The organism is Psychrobacter sp. Ps4, from assembly GCF_022129285.1.
GTDB lineage: Bacteria > Pseudomonadota > Gammaproteobacteria > Pseudomonadales > Moraxellaceae > Psychrobacter > Psychrobacter immobilis_A.
In genome coordinates, this window is sequence record NZ_JADQAK010000003.1 from 80,228 (window position 1) to 98,015 (window position 17,788).

At 43.3% G+C, this 17,788-nt stretch carries 14 protein-coding genes; 9 read left to right on the forward strand and 5 right to left on the reverse strand.

Annotated elements, in window-relative coordinates:
* The first annotated feature begins 126 nt into the window (after positions 1-126).
* Both I3252_RS02975 and I3252_RS02980 read left to right on the forward strand, forming a co-directional pair.
* Positions 127-1,086: an AEC family transporter gene (locus tag I3252_RS02975; protein WP_087815225.1), complete on the forward strand. Its 960-nt coding sequence runs from the start codon at positions 127-129 to the stop codon at positions 1,084-1,086.
* A gap of 61 nt (positions 1,087-1,147) precedes the next feature.
* Positions 1,148-2,179, forward strand: a complete 1,032-nt coding sequence (locus tag I3252_RS02980) for an ornithine cyclodeaminase family protein (protein ID WP_087815227.1) — start codon at positions 1,148-1,150, stop codon at positions 2,177-2,179.
* 148 nt (positions 2,180-2,327) lie between these two features.
* On the opposite strand, the gene I3252_RS02985 is transcribed toward I3252_RS02980, so the two are convergent.
* From I3252_RS02985 to katG, 4 genes are all read right to left on the reverse strand, one after another.
* The gene (locus tag I3252_RS02985) at positions 2,328-2,498 is read right to left on the reverse strand and encodes a hypothetical protein (RefSeq protein WP_176393081.1); all 171 of its coding nucleotides are present in this window, start codon (positions 2,496-2,498) and stop codon (positions 2,328-2,330) included.
* Between the two features lie 48 nt (positions 2,499-2,546).
* Positions 2,547-3,548 (reverse strand): LLM class flavin-dependent oxidoreductase, encoded by a 1,002-nt coding sequence (locus I3252_RS02990; protein WP_238034163.1) that lies wholly within the window; start codon positions 3,546-3,548, stop codon positions 2,547-2,549.
* Between the two features lie 346 nt (positions 3,549-3,894).
* Positions 3,895-4,824, reverse strand: a complete 930-nt coding sequence (locus tag I3252_RS02995; RefSeq protein ID WP_045446223.1) for a LysR substrate-binding domain-containing protein — start codon at positions 4,822-4,824, stop codon at positions 3,895-3,897.
* A 249-nt stretch (positions 4,825-5,073) separates the two neighbouring features.
* A complete protein-coding gene (gene katG / locus I3252_RS03000; RefSeq protein WP_238034234.1) occupies positions 5,074-7,251 on the reverse strand; it encodes a catalase/peroxidase HPI in 2,178 nt (725 codons plus the stop codon).
* Between the two features lie 739 nt (positions 7,252-7,990).
* Between katG and I3252_RS03005 the strand changes: the two genes are divergently transcribed.
* The 5 genes from I3252_RS03005 (at position 7,991) to I3252_RS03025 (ending at position 14,392) form a co-directional block, all read left to right on the forward strand.
* Positions 7,991-9,826 (forward strand): MFS transporter, encoded by a 1,836-nt coding sequence (locus tag I3252_RS03005; protein WP_238034164.1) that lies wholly within the window; start codon positions 7,991-7,993, stop codon positions 9,824-9,826.
* Between the two features lie 27 nt (positions 9,827-9,853).
* Positions 9,854-10,765, forward strand: coding sequence for a peptide chain release factor N(5)-glutamine methyltransferase (gene prmC, locus I3252_RS03010; RefSeq protein WP_238034165.1), 912 nt, complete (start codon positions 9,854-9,856; stop codon positions 10,763-10,765).
* Positions 10,766-10,800: 35 nt separating this feature from the next.
* Positions 10,801-11,595 carry a HesA/MoeB/ThiF family protein gene (locus tag I3252_RS03015; protein WP_238034166.1) on the forward strand — a complete coding sequence of 265 codons (795 nt, stop codon included), beginning with the start codon at positions 10,801-10,803 and terminating at the stop codon, positions 11,593-11,595.
* 93 nt (positions 11,596-11,688) lie between these two features.
* Positions 11,689-13,041, forward strand: coding sequence for an AarF/ABC1/UbiB kinase family protein (locus tag I3252_RS03020; RefSeq protein WP_109591308.1), 1,353 nt, complete (start codon positions 11,689-11,691; stop codon positions 13,039-13,041).
* A 94-nt stretch (positions 13,042-13,135) separates the two neighbouring features.
* A complete protein-coding gene (locus I3252_RS03025) occupies positions 13,136-14,392 on the forward strand; it encodes a YbfB/YjiJ family MFS transporter (protein ID WP_238034167.1) in 1,257 nt (418 codons plus the stop codon).
* Here I3252_RS03025 and I3252_RS03030 read toward each other — a convergent pair.
* Positions 14,389-14,877, reverse strand: a complete 489-nt coding sequence (locus I3252_RS03030; RefSeq protein ID WP_045447764.1) for an Lrp/AsnC family transcriptional regulator — start codon at positions 14,875-14,877, stop codon at positions 14,389-14,391. The genes I3252_RS03025 and I3252_RS03030 overlap by 4 nt on opposite strands.
* A 218-nt stretch (positions 14,878-15,095) precedes the next feature.
* Between I3252_RS03030 and leuA the strand changes: the two genes are divergently transcribed.
* Positions 15,096-16,880 (forward strand): 2-isopropylmalate synthase, encoded by a 1,785-nt coding sequence (gene leuA, locus I3252_RS03035; protein ID WP_238034168.1) that lies wholly within the window; start codon positions 15,096-15,098, stop codon positions 16,878-16,880.
* A 259-nt stretch (positions 16,881-17,139) separates the two neighbouring features.
* Positions 17,140-17,760, forward strand: a complete 621-nt coding sequence (locus tag I3252_RS03040) for a hypothetical protein (RefSeq protein ID WP_238034169.1) — start codon at positions 17,140-17,142, stop codon at positions 17,758-17,760.
* Positions 17,761-17,788: the final 28 nt, after the last annotated feature.

The following is a 17,788-nucleotide window of genomic DNA, read 5'->3' on the forward strand; positions in this document are numbered from 1 at the left end:
AGAGCAGGCGCTTGTCTTACTTGCTATTTTGTCTCTATACTAGGTTATAAAACTTAATGATTACTTGTTAATTTATCTCGCTGATGTCCATATCATGATGGGCTTGTCAACGAACTGAGCCTATTTATGATTGATGCTATTGTCTTTGCTATTACCATTGTCTTGCCCAACCTTGCCTTAATGTGGTTGGGTTTTTTTATGCAGAGACGCGGTGAGGCGAGCCAGACTTTTATTGACCAAGCATCGAGCTTTGTCTTTAATTACTGTTTACCCTGTTTGCTTTTTTTTAGCGTCGTTGATAGTGATGTCGATTACAGCAAACAAATCACGCTGATAGTGGCTGGTATTCTGGTGACATTCATCTTGTTTATAGGTGCAGAGATTTACGCCAAATATTTTGTGAGCAAACCGGCTGATCAAGGGGTGTTTGTACAAGGGATATTTCGGAGTAACATGGCTATTATTGGACTGGCAACGGTTGCTAATGCCTACGGAGAACGTGGCTTAAGCATCGGTGCTGTCTATATGGGTGTGGTGACGATACTGTTTAATATCTTAGCGGTTATCACTCTCAGCCGTGTTTCCAAAAGTGTGGATGATACTTGGCTCAGTCGCAGTACCATGATTATCAAAAAACTATTTACCAACCCACTGATTATCGCATTGGTAGCAGCATTTGCTTATAAGGCGTCACCGCTGCCGCCTATTACAGGTGTGATTCATACGACTGGCGATTTACTGGCCGCGGTGGCATTGCCCTTAGCATTGATTTGCGCCGGTGCCAGTATTGATTTGAAGTCGATGTTGCACCCTTCAGGGCTGTCCATGCAGGCGAGTATCGGACGTATTATTGTTGCGCCATTGATTGCCATCGCTATTGGATTGGGATTTGGTCTATCAGGTGTGCATATGGGTGTGTTGTTTTTGATGGCAGCCTCACCAACAGCCGCCGCCAGCTATGTAATGGCAAAAGCCATGGGTGGCAATGATGTGTTAGCTGCTAATATTTTGGCTTTTACCACCGTCGTAGGTATGTTTGGAATGGCGATTGGTGCGGCAATATTACGCGGGTTGGGATTAATGTAGTAGCCGTTTTGGCGTGATAAAACATGTTCTAATAATAAATCTATAAATAGGAGTACTCAAATTGCAATTACTAAACAAAGCAATCGTGACCGAACATCTCAATATGCAATCTGCCATTGGGGCGATAGAAGCATTGTTACATCAACAGGCAGCGCACCCCAACTGGATCAAAGCGCCTGAACGTTTGGTCATTGAAACTTTTAGTGAAGATGACACTCATCGCTCAGGTTCGCATTTATCAATGCCCGCGACGATTTATGATGGTAAGAATGAGTATACCGCGGTAAAATTGGTCACCATTTGTCCTGATAATCCGAGCCGAAATTTACCAACCACAACGGCGATTATTACCGTGTCAAACAATGATACTGGTGAGATATTGGCAATTATGGATGGGATTTATATTACTCAAGTGCGTACGGCGGCATTGTCAGGCATTGCGACCAAATATATGGCAAGCGCTGACTGTCAAAGTGTGGCGGTGGTCGGTTGTGGTGGCATGGCTTATGAGCAATTACATGCGGTTTTGACGGTACGTCCTGAGATTAAAACAGTATATTTATGGAATAGAAGCAGGGAAGGCGCTGAGATTTTCAAAGTGAAATTTACTCGTGAGTATCCGCAATGGGACGTTACTATAACGGTTTGCGAAAATATCAATGATGCTATCCGTGATGCAGATGTTATCAATGTCGCAACCCGTGCAACAGAAGGTTTGTTTGATCTCAACCATATTAAATCTGATGCACACATCAACGCAGTCGGCGCCTATCAGCCTTCAATGAAAGAGATAAGCAATGATGTCATTGCAAACAGTCGCATGGTCGTTGTCGATGATTTGGTTGGCAGTCGTCATGAAGCGGGCGATTTAATCCAAGCTCACGATAGTGTCGATTGTGCATGGACATGGGACGACCTCAGTGGTGACTTACAAGCGCTAGTCACAGGGGCGCTACAAGAAAAAACCGCTAAGTCTAATCATGGTGTTACGTTATTTAAATCGGTTGGTGCAGCCAGTTTTGATGCAGCAGTCGCTCTATATGTCGCACAACAAGCCGCACAAAAAAATCTTGGCTCGTCAATTGAATGGTAAGGCCGTCTGAATAACAGTACGTAAAGATTGCTGTATTTTTATTATGTAGCAAGCCAAAAAAAGCCCTCTTTCTAAATAAGAAAGAGGGTTTTTTATATTGCTTTAAACGTTAAATTAATACGCCCCCAGCATATTTTTAGAGCGTTTATTAATTTGAATTGTCTTTATTGCGTTTGTCTTCGCGCCGCTGCTTACGTTTTGGGCTGGTGCGGTAGGTCAAATAACCACCGACAGCCATCACCGCAAGAAAGGCCACAATGTACATAAATATTGATGAGCCAATAAGCAGTGAGGCACCGATAATAGGAGTTGCATCCATGTCAAACATCCAGCTAAGGTTTATTAATAATTATGCAAGTGTCTGATTTCATTGTAAAGTAAATAAATTTAACTCAGGTGTAAGTTCCAGTGAACGCATGCGCGCTGCCTGATCGTAAACGTTAGCCGTCACAATCAGCTCGTCTGGCTCATACTGAGCAAGGAATGCCGCCAGTCTCGGTTTCACAGTTTCTACAGAACCTATGAATGACACTGACAATGCGCTATCCACCATCATTTTTTCAGCAGGGCTCCAGATACTGTCCATATCGTGAGTAGGTTTCGGCATTTGACCTGTCTCACCACGGCGCAAGCGTACGAAGCTTTGCTGCGCAGAGGTAAAATGATACTGTGCAGTAGCATCGTCATCGGCGAGTAATAAATTGGCGGCCAGCATGACATAAGGCTTATCTAAATAGGCTGATGGTCTGAACTGTTCTCGATAAGCTGTAATCGCTTGCCCAAGCATTTGCGGTGCAAAGTGTGAGGCAAACACATAAGGAAGTCCTAGATGCGCCGCTAACGTAGCCCCAAAAAGAGAAGAGCCTAATATCCAGATAGGAACGTTTGACTTTGCCCCAGGAAATGCCTGTACTGGGCTATTATCTGTACCGTTCCCTAAAAAGTACATCAATTCTTGGACGTCTTGCGGAAAGCGATCAGCATCTTGCATCTGACGGCGTAGTGCCTGAAAGGTTGCGCCATCAGTACCCGGCGCACGACCCAGCCCTAAATCTATGCGATCGCCATATAATGCCTGCAAAGTGCCGAATTGCTCAGCGATGACGAGCGGTGCATGGTTCGGAAGCATCACACCACCCGCACCAATACGTATATGCTTGGTTTGGCTACCGATATGCGCTAGTAGTACTGACGTCGCTGCACTGGCGATGCCCGGCATATTATGGTGCTCTGCCATCCAATAACGGTTTAAGCCGACTTTTTCTGCTTGCTGTGCTGTCTCAACCGTTTGGGCAATGCCTTCAGCGATGGTTTTACCTTCAGGCACGGGTGCTAGATCTAAAAAGGATAAGGGAATAGCGTTACTCATAAATCACCTGTTTTTATGATGCCGCCTTTCAACGACATGGTTATATTGGTATTTGATGCTAGTTATAAAAGAGACTAGCAACAGCAATGATGAACCAGCACCTCAAGAATCTAGTGCTAATTCAATATTGCTGTAACTAGTCGTTCAATAGTTCATATAATGGGGCGGTTCTATTGAATATAAAGGTCAGAAGTTAAGACGATAACAAATCTTAATAATGGGGTAGAGTTATAAGAATCACATGCGCGGCAGTCGATTTTGAGTAGAAATGAGAATAGAAAATGGCATCATTATCTGTTGATAACGATGCCATTGACGTTTAGTGAAAATATGAATGAATGGTTCTTTACTGGCTAAATTGTTTTTGACACAGTTCCATAAATGCTCGACCATACTGACGAATTTCTGCATCATCACGCACCGCCATCCAACTGGTAAAGCGCCCAAAGTGATCGACAGGTATCGCAGTTAAATTTTGATAGTGACTCGGTTCAAACGCCATCTCTGCAATAATGCCGATACCCAAGCCCAGACCTACGTAAGTACTGATTACATCAGCATCGAGTGCTGCTAGTACGATATCTGGCTCCAATCCTGCTTCTTCAAAAGTTTTGTCAATCGCACCGCGCCCCGTAAAGCCACCGTGATAGGTCACAATCGGATAGCTGGCGAGGGTCGGCAAATCCACAGACTCGTGATTGGCCAGTTCGTGATCGCTTGGCACAATGACGCGATGCGTCCAGTCATAATAGCGATAGCAGCGTAAATAATTGTTATGAAGTAAAGACTCGGTTGCAATGCCAATATCTGCCTGCCCGCGAATGACCATCTGCGCGATGGTCTCTGGATCTGCTTGTTGTAGTATTAGGTTGACTTTGGGGAAACGCTCTTTAAACTCTTTGACGACTTGCGGCAATACATATCGCGCTTGCGTGTGAGTGGTGGCAATCGTCAGCGTGCCAATATTCGGATTATTAAAATCGAGACTTAGGTTTTCAATCGTACGGATCTCGGCGAAGATAGATTCGATATGCGGCATTAGTGCTGTGCCCATGGTCGTAAGACCCGTTAGGCGTTTACCTTGACGGACGAATACTTCCGTTTTGAGCTGATTTTCAAGTGCCGCAATATGTTTTGATAGGCTAGATTGACTGGTGTGCAGTACGGTCGCCGCCTGACTTAAGTTATAGCCATTAATCACCGTATGCCATACTGTCTCCAACTGCTTGAGCTGAATCTGTAAATGCCGCTGATTGACCACTACGTCGATTGCCATAACTAAATCCTATTGTATAAATATACAAACCCTGTCTGTATACAAAAGTGAAAATGTACAAATATGCAGTAAGCAGGTAGTGTAAAACAAAGTGTTTATTCTTGTATATACTTAATGGTTATCTATTTATGTTTATTTGGAATATAGGATAAGTCGTTTGTCCGTTGCTAGAAGTAAACCATTACAATAAAAAAGCCCTCGATTAAAGAGGGCTTTTTTAAGATAAAGGCGTATCTATTTCAGTGGGTTTTAGCGAAAACGATCCGCATTCATCACTTTATTCCAAGCATTTACAAAGTCATGAACGAATTTTTCTAGGTTATCGTCTTGTGCGTAAAGCTCAGCGTAAGCGCGTAGTATGGAGTTTGAGCCAAAAACTAGGTCTACGCGGCTGGCTTGCCATTTTACATTGCCAGTAGCACGCTCACGTACTTCATAGAGAGCAGGGGCGTCATTGTTGTCTGTCTTAACGGGATGCCAAGAATAGCTCATGTCTGTTAAGTTCACAAAGAAGTCATTGCTAAGTGTCCCAGCACGCTCAGTAAAGACGCCTTGTTGGCTCTGAGCGTAGTTGGTATCCGAGACACGCATACCACCGATTAAAACGACCATTTCGGGTGCAGTCAAGCCCATCAGCTGAGTACGATCTAATAGCATCTCTTCAGGTGATATGGCATAGCTGCCTTTGATCCAGTTACGGTAGCCATCATGTCGTGGCTCTAAATCAGAGAAGCTCTCTGTTTCAGTCATCTCATCGCTCGCATCGCCACGACCCGCGTCGAATGGTACTTCAATTTGCACACCTGCATTAGCTGCTGCTTTTTCAATGGCGGTGTTACCAGCGAGTACCACTAAATCGGCTATGCTGACGTCTTTATCAAAGTTCGTCTGGATGGCAGTGAGCGCCTCGAGTACGCGAGCCAATTGCTCAGGCTCATTACCTAGCCAGTCTTTTTGCGGGGCTAAACGAATGCGTGCACCATTGGCGCCGCCGCGATAGTCTGAGGCGCGAAATGTACGAGCGCTATCCCAAGCGGTAATAATAAATTCGCGATGGTCGATACCACTGCCTAGTATCTGTGCTTTTAAGATCGTAATATCATCAGCGCTCAGATTAACATTGCCTTGTGGAATTGGATCCTGCCAAGTGAAGTCCTCGCTTGGCACATCCGCCCCTAAATAGCGAGATTTTGGCCCCAAATCACGATGGGTAAGCTTAAACCAAGCTTTTGCAAATACTTCATCGAAATATTCTGGATTTTGATGAAAGTTCTCTGAAATTTTACGGTAAGCAGGGTCTTTAATCATTGCCATATCAGCATCGGTCATGATTGGGTTGCGGCGTACACTTGGATCATGTGCATCTAAAGGACGATCCTCTTCCTTGATATCGATAGGTTCCCATTGCCAAGCACCAGCAGGACTCTTAGTCAGTGCCCACTCATGATTTAGCAATAACTCGAAATATTCATAATCCCATTGGGTTGGATGCGTGGTCCATGCGCCCTCGATACCACTTGAGACGGTGTCGCCAGCATTGCCTGTACCTTTAGGGTTGCGCCAACCTAGACCTTGCTCTTTGATATCAGCCGCTTCTGGCTCATCTTCTAATAAGGTAGCGTCACCATTACCATGACATTTACCAACCGTGTGACCACCAGCCGTCAAGGCGACCGTTTCTTCATCATTCATTGACATGCGAGCAAAAGTGGTGCGGATGTCTTGTGCTGTTTTGATTGGATCAGGGTTGCCATCGACACCTTCAGGGTTGACATAAATCAAGCCCATCTGTACCGCTGCTAAAGGGTTTTCTAGCGATTCACGCTGATTATCATCTTCATAACGATTTTTGGTAGCCGCCAGCCATTCACGCTCGGAACCCCAATAGATATCCTTTTCTGGATGCCAAATATCGGTACGTCCACCAGCGAAACCTAACGTCTTAAAGCCCATAGATTCATAAGCCATATTACCCGCTAGTATCATCAAATCTGCCCAAGAAAGTTTGTTACCATATTTTTTCTTGATTGGCCATAATAGACGACGTGCTTTGTCCAAATTGACATTGTCCGGCCAACTGTTTAATGGCGCAAAGCGTTGATTACCAGTGTTAGAACCACCGCGCCCGTCGGAGCGCCGATAAGTACCGGCAGAATGCCAAGCCATACGAATCATCAACTCACCATAATGACCCCAATCTGCTGGCCACCATGCTTGTGACTCAGTCATTAGATTTTTTAAATCTTGCTTGACCGCTTCTAAATCTAATTGCTTAAAGGCTTCTGCATAATCAAAGTCAGGATCCATTGGATTGGTTTTGTGATCTTGCTGATGCAAGATATCTAAGTTTAAGCTATTCGGCCACCAGTCGATTGCTGCCGAGGCGTTCGTAGTATGTGCTTGGTGCATGACAGGACAGCTACCCATGCTTGGACGTTGTGGCTCGTGCGAAGTATCTACATTTTCACTATGAATGGTTGGTCCATGACCATCTCCTTTATCATAAGTGGTGTTACTTGCAGCATCTGATGTTGAGTTTGAGTTAGTCATCATGTGGCTCCTAGGCAGTAATCAGATAAATGGCAATCGAGTGTGTTATTTACTATTGTTTGCAAAAATTATTTGTCATCTCTAGCATATAGAATAATGATTGATTTATGGAAGCAATTTATACAAACATATTGTTTTATAAAATAAATGGTATACCTAATAAAATTATATTTTTTAAATATATAAAAGTAAGGATTTAGTAATAATTTCTGGTTGTTAAAGCATTAATTATTAATAACTTATCAGGATAATGATTGGCTAATCACAAGAGAAAGAGGTTTATATAAAACGGTTGTGATGCAAAATGCGATATTTTCCTTATTTTTATACCCATGCTCAATATGAAAGTAAACCCTAGTCTATAAGCTAGGTTTTATTAACCAGTAGAAAGAAAGGTTAATGCAAAAATATCGTTAGAATGTCTAGTCAAGGTCAGCGTTCTCAAGTACCATAATTCAATTTTGTTGTAATGGCTGTATTTGTGCAACGTTAAGCAATTTTTATCGATCCCGTTTATCAGTGCTATTTATCAGTATCAGTTACCGATAGATGATGCTAATGATTGATAAAAATTGTGCGCGGTTGTGTTCTTTTTCTTAAGTGCTAGTGAGCGATTATGTCTGCTGTCAAATCTGTGCCACCCAATCAATCAGCTGTCAAAAAATCATGGTCTGATGCATTGAAATCTTTTTCAGATATTCGTGTGATGATTATGTTATTTCTTGGATTTTCAGCAGGTGTACCTATTCTGTTGGTTTTTTCAAGTCTATCACTATGGCTTAGTGAAGCGGGTTTAGAAACCGGTGTGATAACAATGTTTGGTTGGGCAGGTCTTGGTTATTCGTTTAAGTTTATTTGGGCGCCGTTGATTGACTCAATGCCACTTCCTTTCTTAACTAAATGGCTAGGTAGGCGTCGGGCATGGATGTTTATGTCACAACTGATGATACTGGTTGCTATTTTTACGATGGCTAGTGTTAACCCTGTTGCTGAAAACGTCCTTTGGGTTATGGCGCTTGGTGCTGTTTTGCTTGGTTTTTCATCAGCTACTCAGGATATCGTTGTTGATTCTTATCGTATTGAGTTGGCAGGGTTTGAATTGCAACCTACGTTGTCTTCAGTATATGTCGCTGGTTATCGTATTGGCATGATTGTCGCAGGCGCAGGTGCACTTTATTTAGCAAGTTATTTTGGCTCTTCTGAAGAGCTTTATAATTATGAAGCATGGCGCAATACTTACTATACGATGATGGGTGTCATGTCAGTCGGTTTATTAACGACGTTTGCTATTTATGAGCCAGCAGCACAGTCATTAGAAATATATAAACAAAAAAGAAATTTAAAAATATTTTCCATATACGCGGCTTTTCTCCTTATCCCTGGTGTGATTTATGGATTGCCAGTATTCGTCAGCACCTTTGCAACCAGAGTATTGAGTAGGCCTTTAACGTTAATACCTATTGAGTACTTGCCAGCGATTAATATGTATTTCTTGATGGTAATGGCATGCGCACCTTTCTTACTGATATTTTTTATTTTAAATCAACCCAAAATAGTGAACAAAATTGACTCAGTTGTACAGTCTCGTGATGACAATATTAGAATATTATTCTTATTTATCTTGTCAGTTTTTGCGTTTATAGGTGCTTTTGTATTTATAGGTAAAATATTTGAAGCTCCTGATGACAGTGTTTTTCTAAAGTTTTTGATAGAAGTAGTGAGATTGTTGGGTAGTGTGGCTGTGGCTATGGTTGTGGGATATGCGCTTATATCAGTCGGGCTGGCAAAAAAAGAGGTGGCAAAAAGATTGTGGGTAGAGCCTATTGCTGATTTTTTCCGTCGCTATGGTAAGCAGGCAATACTGTTGCTATTGTTGATAGGTTTTTATCGTGTGTCAGATATTGTCGCAGGCAATCTATCAAACGTTTTCTACGCTAAGATGGGTTTTACTAAAATTCAGATTGCTGACGCGGTCAAATTTCTGGGATTGTTTATGACGATTGCAGGTGGATTTTTAGGTGGCCTTGTTGCTCAAAAAATGAAGATGATGCATGTCATGTTGATTGGTGCTATAGCATCGAGTACAACCAATCTTCTATTTATTCTATTGACCTATCATCCTGGTGATATGAATTATATGTACCTAGCAGTGGTTGTTGATAATTTGGCAGCAGGTTTTGCGACTGCTGTTTTTATTGCATTTTTATCAGCGCTTACTTCAGTTAAGTTTACCGCTGTACAGTACGCTATATTTTCATCACTCATGACTTTGTTTCCAAAAGTATTGGGTGGGTATTCAGGTGGCATTTCAGACAACATTGGATTTGCTAACTTTTTCTTAATCACATTCTTGATTGGAATACCTGTCTTGATACTTATTTATTTGGTAGACAAGCATGTGGTTATTGGTAGCAATGACGATCCAGTTGAACTTTCTACCAAACTTGAGTAATCAATTTTAATAGGTGATGAACTATATATGACAGCATCAAGTATTCGTCAAATCAAGCAGCACATTCAGCAATTGACAAATGAGGCTGCAAATAGCAAGCTACCGCCATTTTGGCTAACGGACTGGCTGTTGTATGTCGTCGATAAGCCTGCGATATTTTTAATAACGGATGAAGATTACCAATTAACTGATAGTGAATTTGAGCAATTCAATGCAGGTGTAACGAAGATGCAGCAAGGAATACCACTTGCGTATTTGACTGGTCAGCAAGAATTTTGGTCGCTGACGTTTACTGTTAATGAGCACACTTTAATTCCGCGACCTGATACTGAGATACTGATTGAGCAAGTATTAACTTGGATAAAATCTCAGCCAAACAGTGTCAGCAGCCCAAAACGGTTACTGGATTTAGGGACAGGTTCAGGCTGTATTGCGATTAGTCTCGCTCACGAGTTAAATACGCAGCGTTCAGACAGTGAGGCAGAAAGTTGGCAAGTCGTTGCGGTGGATATGTCGCCAGAAGCGCTCAAGGTTGCTCAGCACAATGCAGCCATCAATGATGTTGCTGATATTGAGTTTATACAAAGCAGTTGGTATGACGAGCTGCCCAGTCATGGCGAGCTATTATTTGATGTGATTGTGTCCAACCCTCCTTATATCGATAAGGAAGATGAGCATTTAGCACGCCTTGTAGCCGAACCTATTAGTGCCTTAAGTGCCCCCAATCATGGGCTTGCCGATATAGAGCATATCGTAGGACAGGCACCGAAATACTTGCGTGTCGGTGGGCTACTGGCTATCGAACATGGTTTTGACCAAGGTGATGCCGTTCGCAAGTTGTTTGTAGACAGTGACTTTGAATCTGTGCATACAGTACAAGACTATGGTGGTAATGATCGTGTTACGCTGGGTCAAATTAAGTCACCAGATTTTTGTTAGTAGACTTCTTTAATAATAGGTTATTGGTAATAAATATGGCGCACACATTAGATGAAGGGCAGTTGTTGGATGAAGAGTTGCTGCGTTATGCAAGGCAAATATTATTAGATGGTTGGGATATTGACGCTCAATTACGCTTAAAATCAGCTCGTGTGGTCATGATAGGGGCAGGTGGGCTTGGTTGTCCTGCTTCTGAGACGCTGGTGCGTGCAGGACTTGGGCACATTCATCTTATAGATGATGACGTCATTGAAGCCAGCAACTTGCAGCGCCAAACGCTGTTTTTACCTGAGGATATTGGTAAAACTAAGGCGCTAACAGCGGCGCACATGTTAGAGCGTATTAACCCTTTCATTACCGCTCGCGGTACAGTTGCAAGATTAAGCAAAGACAATGCTTATAAATTGCTCGATATGGCGACAGGCAAGCCTGATTTGCTTTTAGACTGCACCGACAATTTTGCTACGCGTGATGTCATCAATCGTATTAGCGTGCACTATAAAATCCCGCTATTATCTGCCTCAGCGATTGCGATGCAAGGTCAGTTGGCGCTGTTTGAGCCGCAACTAAACACTGGTTGTTATCACTGCGTGTTTGGTTCGGTAGTGCTTGATGCAGCGGCTGATGAGCGTACGTGTGCCAACTCAGGTGTGCTAGCGAGTACCACTGCTATCATGGGTAATTTGCAAGCGAATGCTGCCCTGCAGTATTTGGGATTAACCAAAAATCCACTGACAAATAAGCTATTAATATGGGATGGTAGTCAGATGCAGCAGCGGCTAATGGGCTATCGCCAAGATGCCGCGTGTCCTGTCTGTAGCAGTCATTAGACATTAGTCATTGTTCATTAGTGGCGGTGTGACTTGTCATTATTTATAATCGCCTATTCTCAAAACCCTTTCTTATGACCATAGTTGTTTTTTATGAAAATTCATCGTCCGCATTTATTAAAGCATACCTTCAATGTCATGAACCGTGTTCGCCAAACAGCCAGCGTGGCAGGTTTATCTGCGCTGAGAGTGGCAAAAGGTGAAAAGCCTGATGCTACATTATTAAAAGAAACGTTTGAGCAATTGGGCACGACTTATATCAAGATTGGTCAGTTTATCGCCAGTACGCCGTCACTGTTTCCACGCGAATATGTAAAAGCTTTTCAGAGCTGTTTGGATCAAACCACGCCATTGTCCTATGCTTATATCGAGCAGGTATTGAAAGAAGAGTTGGCGGTTGATGGCATGACGCTCGCTGATAAGTTCGCCCATATCGACTCAAAGCCACTAGCGTCAGCCTCTATTGCTCAAGTTCATGCGGCACGGTTGCATAATGGCGATGAAGTCGTATTAAAGGTACAAAAGCCTGACGTCGAGACCATTATGCAAACGGATTTGGGCGTATTGCATGGGGTGACTAAGTTACTTGAGATTCTGATGCCGTCGATGAAGTTTGCCAGTATTGCGCCGATTATCGATGAGATTCGCCTGCGCATGCTTGCCGAGACGGACTTTATCGCTGAGGCACAAAACATCCGCGATTTTCAGCAGTTCTTAGCCGTATCAGGCAATACGCGCGTGGTAGCACCCAAAGTATATGAAGAGCTGACGACCAAGCGTGTACTAACCATGAGCCGCTTGTACGGCGTATCTATGGTCGATGAGTCGCTCATGCGTCAGTATTGTGCTGATCCTGCGCAAGTCATGGCGGATACCTTGAATACGTGGTTTGCCAGTCTCATGCTGTGCAACAGTTTTCATGCTGACCTGCACGCGGGCAATTTGATGCTATTAACCGATGGTCGTATTGGCTTCTTGGATTTTGGTATTGTCGGTAAGCTAAAAGCTGAGAGTTGGCGTGCGTGCATGGGTATGATGCAAGCCATGCAGGACAGTGACTATCAAGCGATGGCGCGCCATATGATTGATATGGAAATGACCCATGGTGGCAATAAAGTCGATGTAGTGGCGTTGGGTAATGATTTGCAGCGTATGATGAAGACTATTATGGCGGAGGACAAATCCTTTACCAGTGGTGTGCCTTTTAATAGTAAAGAGCAAGCCGATGAGTTAAATAAAATGATGCTTGAGATTGTAGAAGTCGGTAAGCGCCATGGCATACATTTCCCACGTGACTTTGCTTTATTGACCAAACAGATGCTGTATTTTGATCGCTTTATGCGTACGCTGGCACCTGATATGGATATGTTTAGTGATCAACGCGTACAAATGCTAGGACACACAGAAACAGATGTGACCATGCCACCAACAGTAAACGTATCGTAGTTTTCGCTTGTATGTTTGATTATTAATCCGCCGCTGCTCTTGAATGCTCTAACACAAAGGATTGTGTGCTAATTGCCGCAAAAATGGCTCTGTCATGATGACTGCTCTCAAAAGCCGTGCTTTTCCTCATATTACCAATGAAGCTGCCATTGCCTGTATCGGTATGTACTGCATGGCAGTCGTCATGGGCTATGGACGCTTCCTCTTTACTGCTACCTTGCCCGATATTATGGTGCAACTGTCGATTTCGACGACGATTGCAGGCTGGCTTGCCTCTATCAATTACATCGGTTATTTTATCGGTGCCCTCATCGCCATGTTTGTGCCTCAGCGCTCGACGTGGCAAGCGCTGACACTGTGGGCAATTATAAGTGTCGTCACAACGATGCTACTTGTCGTACCTGATATGTCATTAACTTTATGGTATCTTATTCGTCTAATCGCAGGTATTGCAAGCGGTGTAGCGATGATTTTGAGCTCATCGTTTGTGATTCAAAGCTTAAGTCCTGAACGCCGCTCTGTACTGTCGGCAGTACACTACGCAGGTATTGGCGTCGGTATCAGTGCCTCTGCCATACTGACGTGGTGGTTGTTAATATTAGGCTATCATTTTAATGTCATTTGGTTGGTAGCAGGCTTTACAAGCTTACCTCTGGTATGGCTACTCTATGCGGTAAAACCAAGACAAGCAAATGGTTCCGACTTGCTGCGGACTGATCCTAAACAGCACGTGTCAGTGCATCAAACCTATTTGAGCTTTAAGCGCGCTTTGTATGAGGCCATTGCTGGTCATCGTAAGGCTATTGCTTTGCTGTCAGCGAGCTATATACTGGCAGGCTTTGGTTACATTACCTCTGCGACTTTTTTGCCAGTAATGGCAGCACAGCGCCTCACGACGCAGACGTATGCTGGATTGCTCATTTGGCTAGTCGTTGGTGTGTTTGCGATGTTATCAAATCCACTGTGGGGCGCACTTGCCAAGCGAATTGGTGAAATTAAAACGTTAATAGGCTTAACGATATTACAAGCATTTGGGATGTGCCTGCCCATATGGTTCGACGGCGCTATTGGTTTGTACGGCAATGCTGCTATTTTAGGTTTGACCTTTGTGGGTATGGTATCGATGACGCTCACTTTGATTAAAAATATCAATCCTGCTTACTCAAATTTGCTGATAGGATTGGCAACTTTGGCTTATGCATTGGGTCAGTTCTTGGGGCCATTGGTGACGGTAGCATTGGCAGGGCAGGACGACAATTTCAATGCAGGGTTACTCGTTGCCGCCGCTGGATTGATGGTTGGATTGGTGCTGTTGCTATTGTTTCGTCGACAGCCAGCGACTACCATTTAAACCACACTACGATTAAATATTTCTCGCAGCTCAAAACTGGTATGCACTTGAGCGACACCTTCGATACGATTGAGCCTATGTAATAAAAACTCCTCATAATGTGCCATATCGCGTACTCTTACCTTGATAAGGTAGTCTTCTGTACGACCCGTGACAATGCTACAGCTAATGACTTCATCAAAGCTCTGAATCTTACGCTCAAATTGCTCAAAGCGTTCAGCCGTATGGCGGTCCATACTAATCGCAATAAACACAGCGAGCGGGTAGCCAAGTTTTTGCGCATCCGTTTTGGTGTGATAACCTGTGATAATACCAGCATCTTCTAAGCGTTTAATACGGCGTGCACAAGGCGTGGCTGACAGGTTGACGCGTTCGGCAAGCTCGGTGATACTCATACGTGCCTGAGTTTGCAATACGCGCAAGAGCTGTCGATCGATCTCATCAATATCGGCTAAATGTGGACTATCCAGATGACTGTTTGGCATGATCTGTTGCTTTATTAGTGGATTCATCTAATTATACTGAGTAAATTGTATTTTTTCACTAAAATAGTGCCATATATTATCAAAGAAAGCTGATTTCTATTGCATAAACTCTGATATTATTATGGTATAAACATTGGTTATCTCGTATGATAAACATTGATCTAATCACCAGCCGTCCAGCTAAAAACATAAATTCCCATATCATCTAAGGATTGATTATGTCTGACCAAGCCAAACGCACTGTAGCCTCAACGACTGCAAAGATTACACCCAAAAATGCTGCTTTTGATTATAAAAAGTACCGTCCATTTGCTTTTGCGCCATCGCTGTCAGATCGTACTTGGCCGAGCAAAACGATTGAAAATTCACCAATCTGGGCAAGTGTGGATCTGCGTGATGGCAATCAAGCACTGATTGATCCGATGACGATCGAACAAAAAATGCGTTTTTTTAAAACGTTGGTTGAGGTTGGTTTTAAAGAGATTGAAATTGGCTTTCCATCAGCGGCGCAGGTTGAGTTTGATTTTGCTCGCAAACTTATCGAAGAAAATCACGTCCCGGATGATGTGACTTTGCAGGTATTGGTGCAGGCTCGTGAGCATTTGATCGCCCGTACGTTTGAGTCATTAAAAGGCGCGAAGCGTGCGATTGTTCATGTCTATAATTCAACCTGCCGTGTACAACGTGAAAAGGTCTACGGTAAAGACAAAGCTGAAATCAAAGAAATTGCTGTTACTGGTGCTAAATTATTGGTTGAATATGCGGCTAAATACCCAGAAACAGAGTGGGTATTCCAGTATTCACCAGAGAGCTTTAGTCAAACGGAAACTGAATATGCTGTAGAAGTCTGTGATGCGGTTTGTGAAGTATGGCAACCACAACAAGGGCAGGAAGTAATTTTAAACTTGCCAGCGACGGTTGAAGCGTCTATGCCCAATGTTTTTGCCGACCAAGTCGAATATTTCTGCCGTCATCTTGCCCAGCGTGAGCATGTCGTTATTAGCTTGCATACGCATAATGACCGTGGCTGTGCGGTCGCAGCAGCAGAGCTTGGGGTATTAGCGGGCGCCGATCGTATCGAAGGTACGCTATTGGGTAACGGTGAGCGTACGGGTAATATGGATATCATGGTCATGGCGATGAACTTGTTTAGTCAAGGTATCGATCCAGAGCTTGATTTTAGTAACATGAGCGAAATTGTACAAGTGGTCAGCGAATGTAACAATTTGCCCTTACATCCGCGTCATCCATACGTCGGCGAATTGGTCTTTACGGCCTTTAGTGGCTCGCATCAAGATGCCATCAAAAAATCTCTCGATTATAACGAAAAGCATCAAAACGAGACGGATAACGTTTGGGATGTGGCTTACTTGCCAATTGATCCGGCGCATATCGGTCGTAGTTATCAGGATGTGGTACGTATCAATAGCCAGTCTGGTAAAGGCGGTGTGGCTTATATCTTGCAGCGCAACTATGGCTTTAATTTGCCGCGCTGGATGCAAATTGACTTCAGCGGCGTGGTACAGAAGCAAGCTGAATCAGCTGCTCGCGAATTGCAGAATGATGAAATCTTACAAACCTTTGAAGACACGTATCTACAGCAAGGCAGTTTTGAGCTATTAGATTATACGGTCAATAATAAAGGCGGTGAAGTCTACTTTACTGGTCAAGTACAAATGAATGGGGACATCATTAATATTGATGGCACTGGTAATGGTCCATTATCATCGTTTATTGACGGACTTGCCCAGCACACTGGTAAATCTATCCATGTTATTAATTACGCTGAGCATGCCATCAATCCACAGCACAATAGCGGTGATGGCATCGATGATGATACCAATAATGACAACAAAACCAATGCCAATGCCGCTGCTTACATTCAGTTGAATGTTGATGGGGAGGTTTATTCTGGTATTGGCACTTGCAGCAGTACTGTATCAGCGATGCTTAAAGGCGCCTTATCAGCGTTTGCTCAAGCAGTTAGTACTATCACTGCTTAATGTATTTATGATCGTTTTGATAACTTGTCGCTATAACGCTGTCGCTTCTTGTCTTTGGCAAGTAAAGCGATGGCGTTATTTTTTGCATGAAAAAAGACAGTCTATATGTAGAAAGTAGACATTTATGATTATCGCCTATCTTGCAGTTGGCTAAAGCATCGCGACTAATAGCATAATGTTACTTGTGTTTTTGATGTCTAAGACTTACGCTAATGTACATAACGCATACTATTATATTATTATAAACAAAAGGTTAATTATGGAACCTATCTCACTTGCTTCATTTTCATTGGCTGCTATTTTGGCGTCATTGCCAGTAAATGGCGAAGTGGTCACTAAACCGACTATTACCACTCATATCAGTCCAGCTATCGCAGGACAATGGGAAATCGACTTAGACAGTAGTATCACGATGACTAAAGAAGCCAAAGCCAGACAAGCTGTAGCAAAAGAGCTGAACCAGACAAAAAGTGATGAGCCAAAAGTGACTGCTGGCACAGAAGGCGGTGTCCTTGTGCAGAGTGAAAAGCGCGTCCTTAATATTAAGCCCAATACCAACAACCAGTTAACGGCTTCTGCCAAAAAAGCAAACCAGTGCCGCGAGCTATACAATTTTGCGGCCGATAATGAGATGTGGGCAGTGAGTGGCAAAGAATGGACATATGGTCGTTACCTAATCACGCACCGCGAAGAAGGGCTGCCCATTATTGCGCTAAAAACAGTCTATGACAACAATGAGGTAGATTGTTCAGGCAACCAAATCGACCAAACTGACGAAGCGTTGATTGCGTTTTTAAACCACGATGGCAACCAAATGCAGTGGTGTGCGGATCCTGATGGTAATGAATGCTTTATGAATTTTAATAGAGTGTTACCATAGCACTTTATCGTTAATTATAAGACTTAAG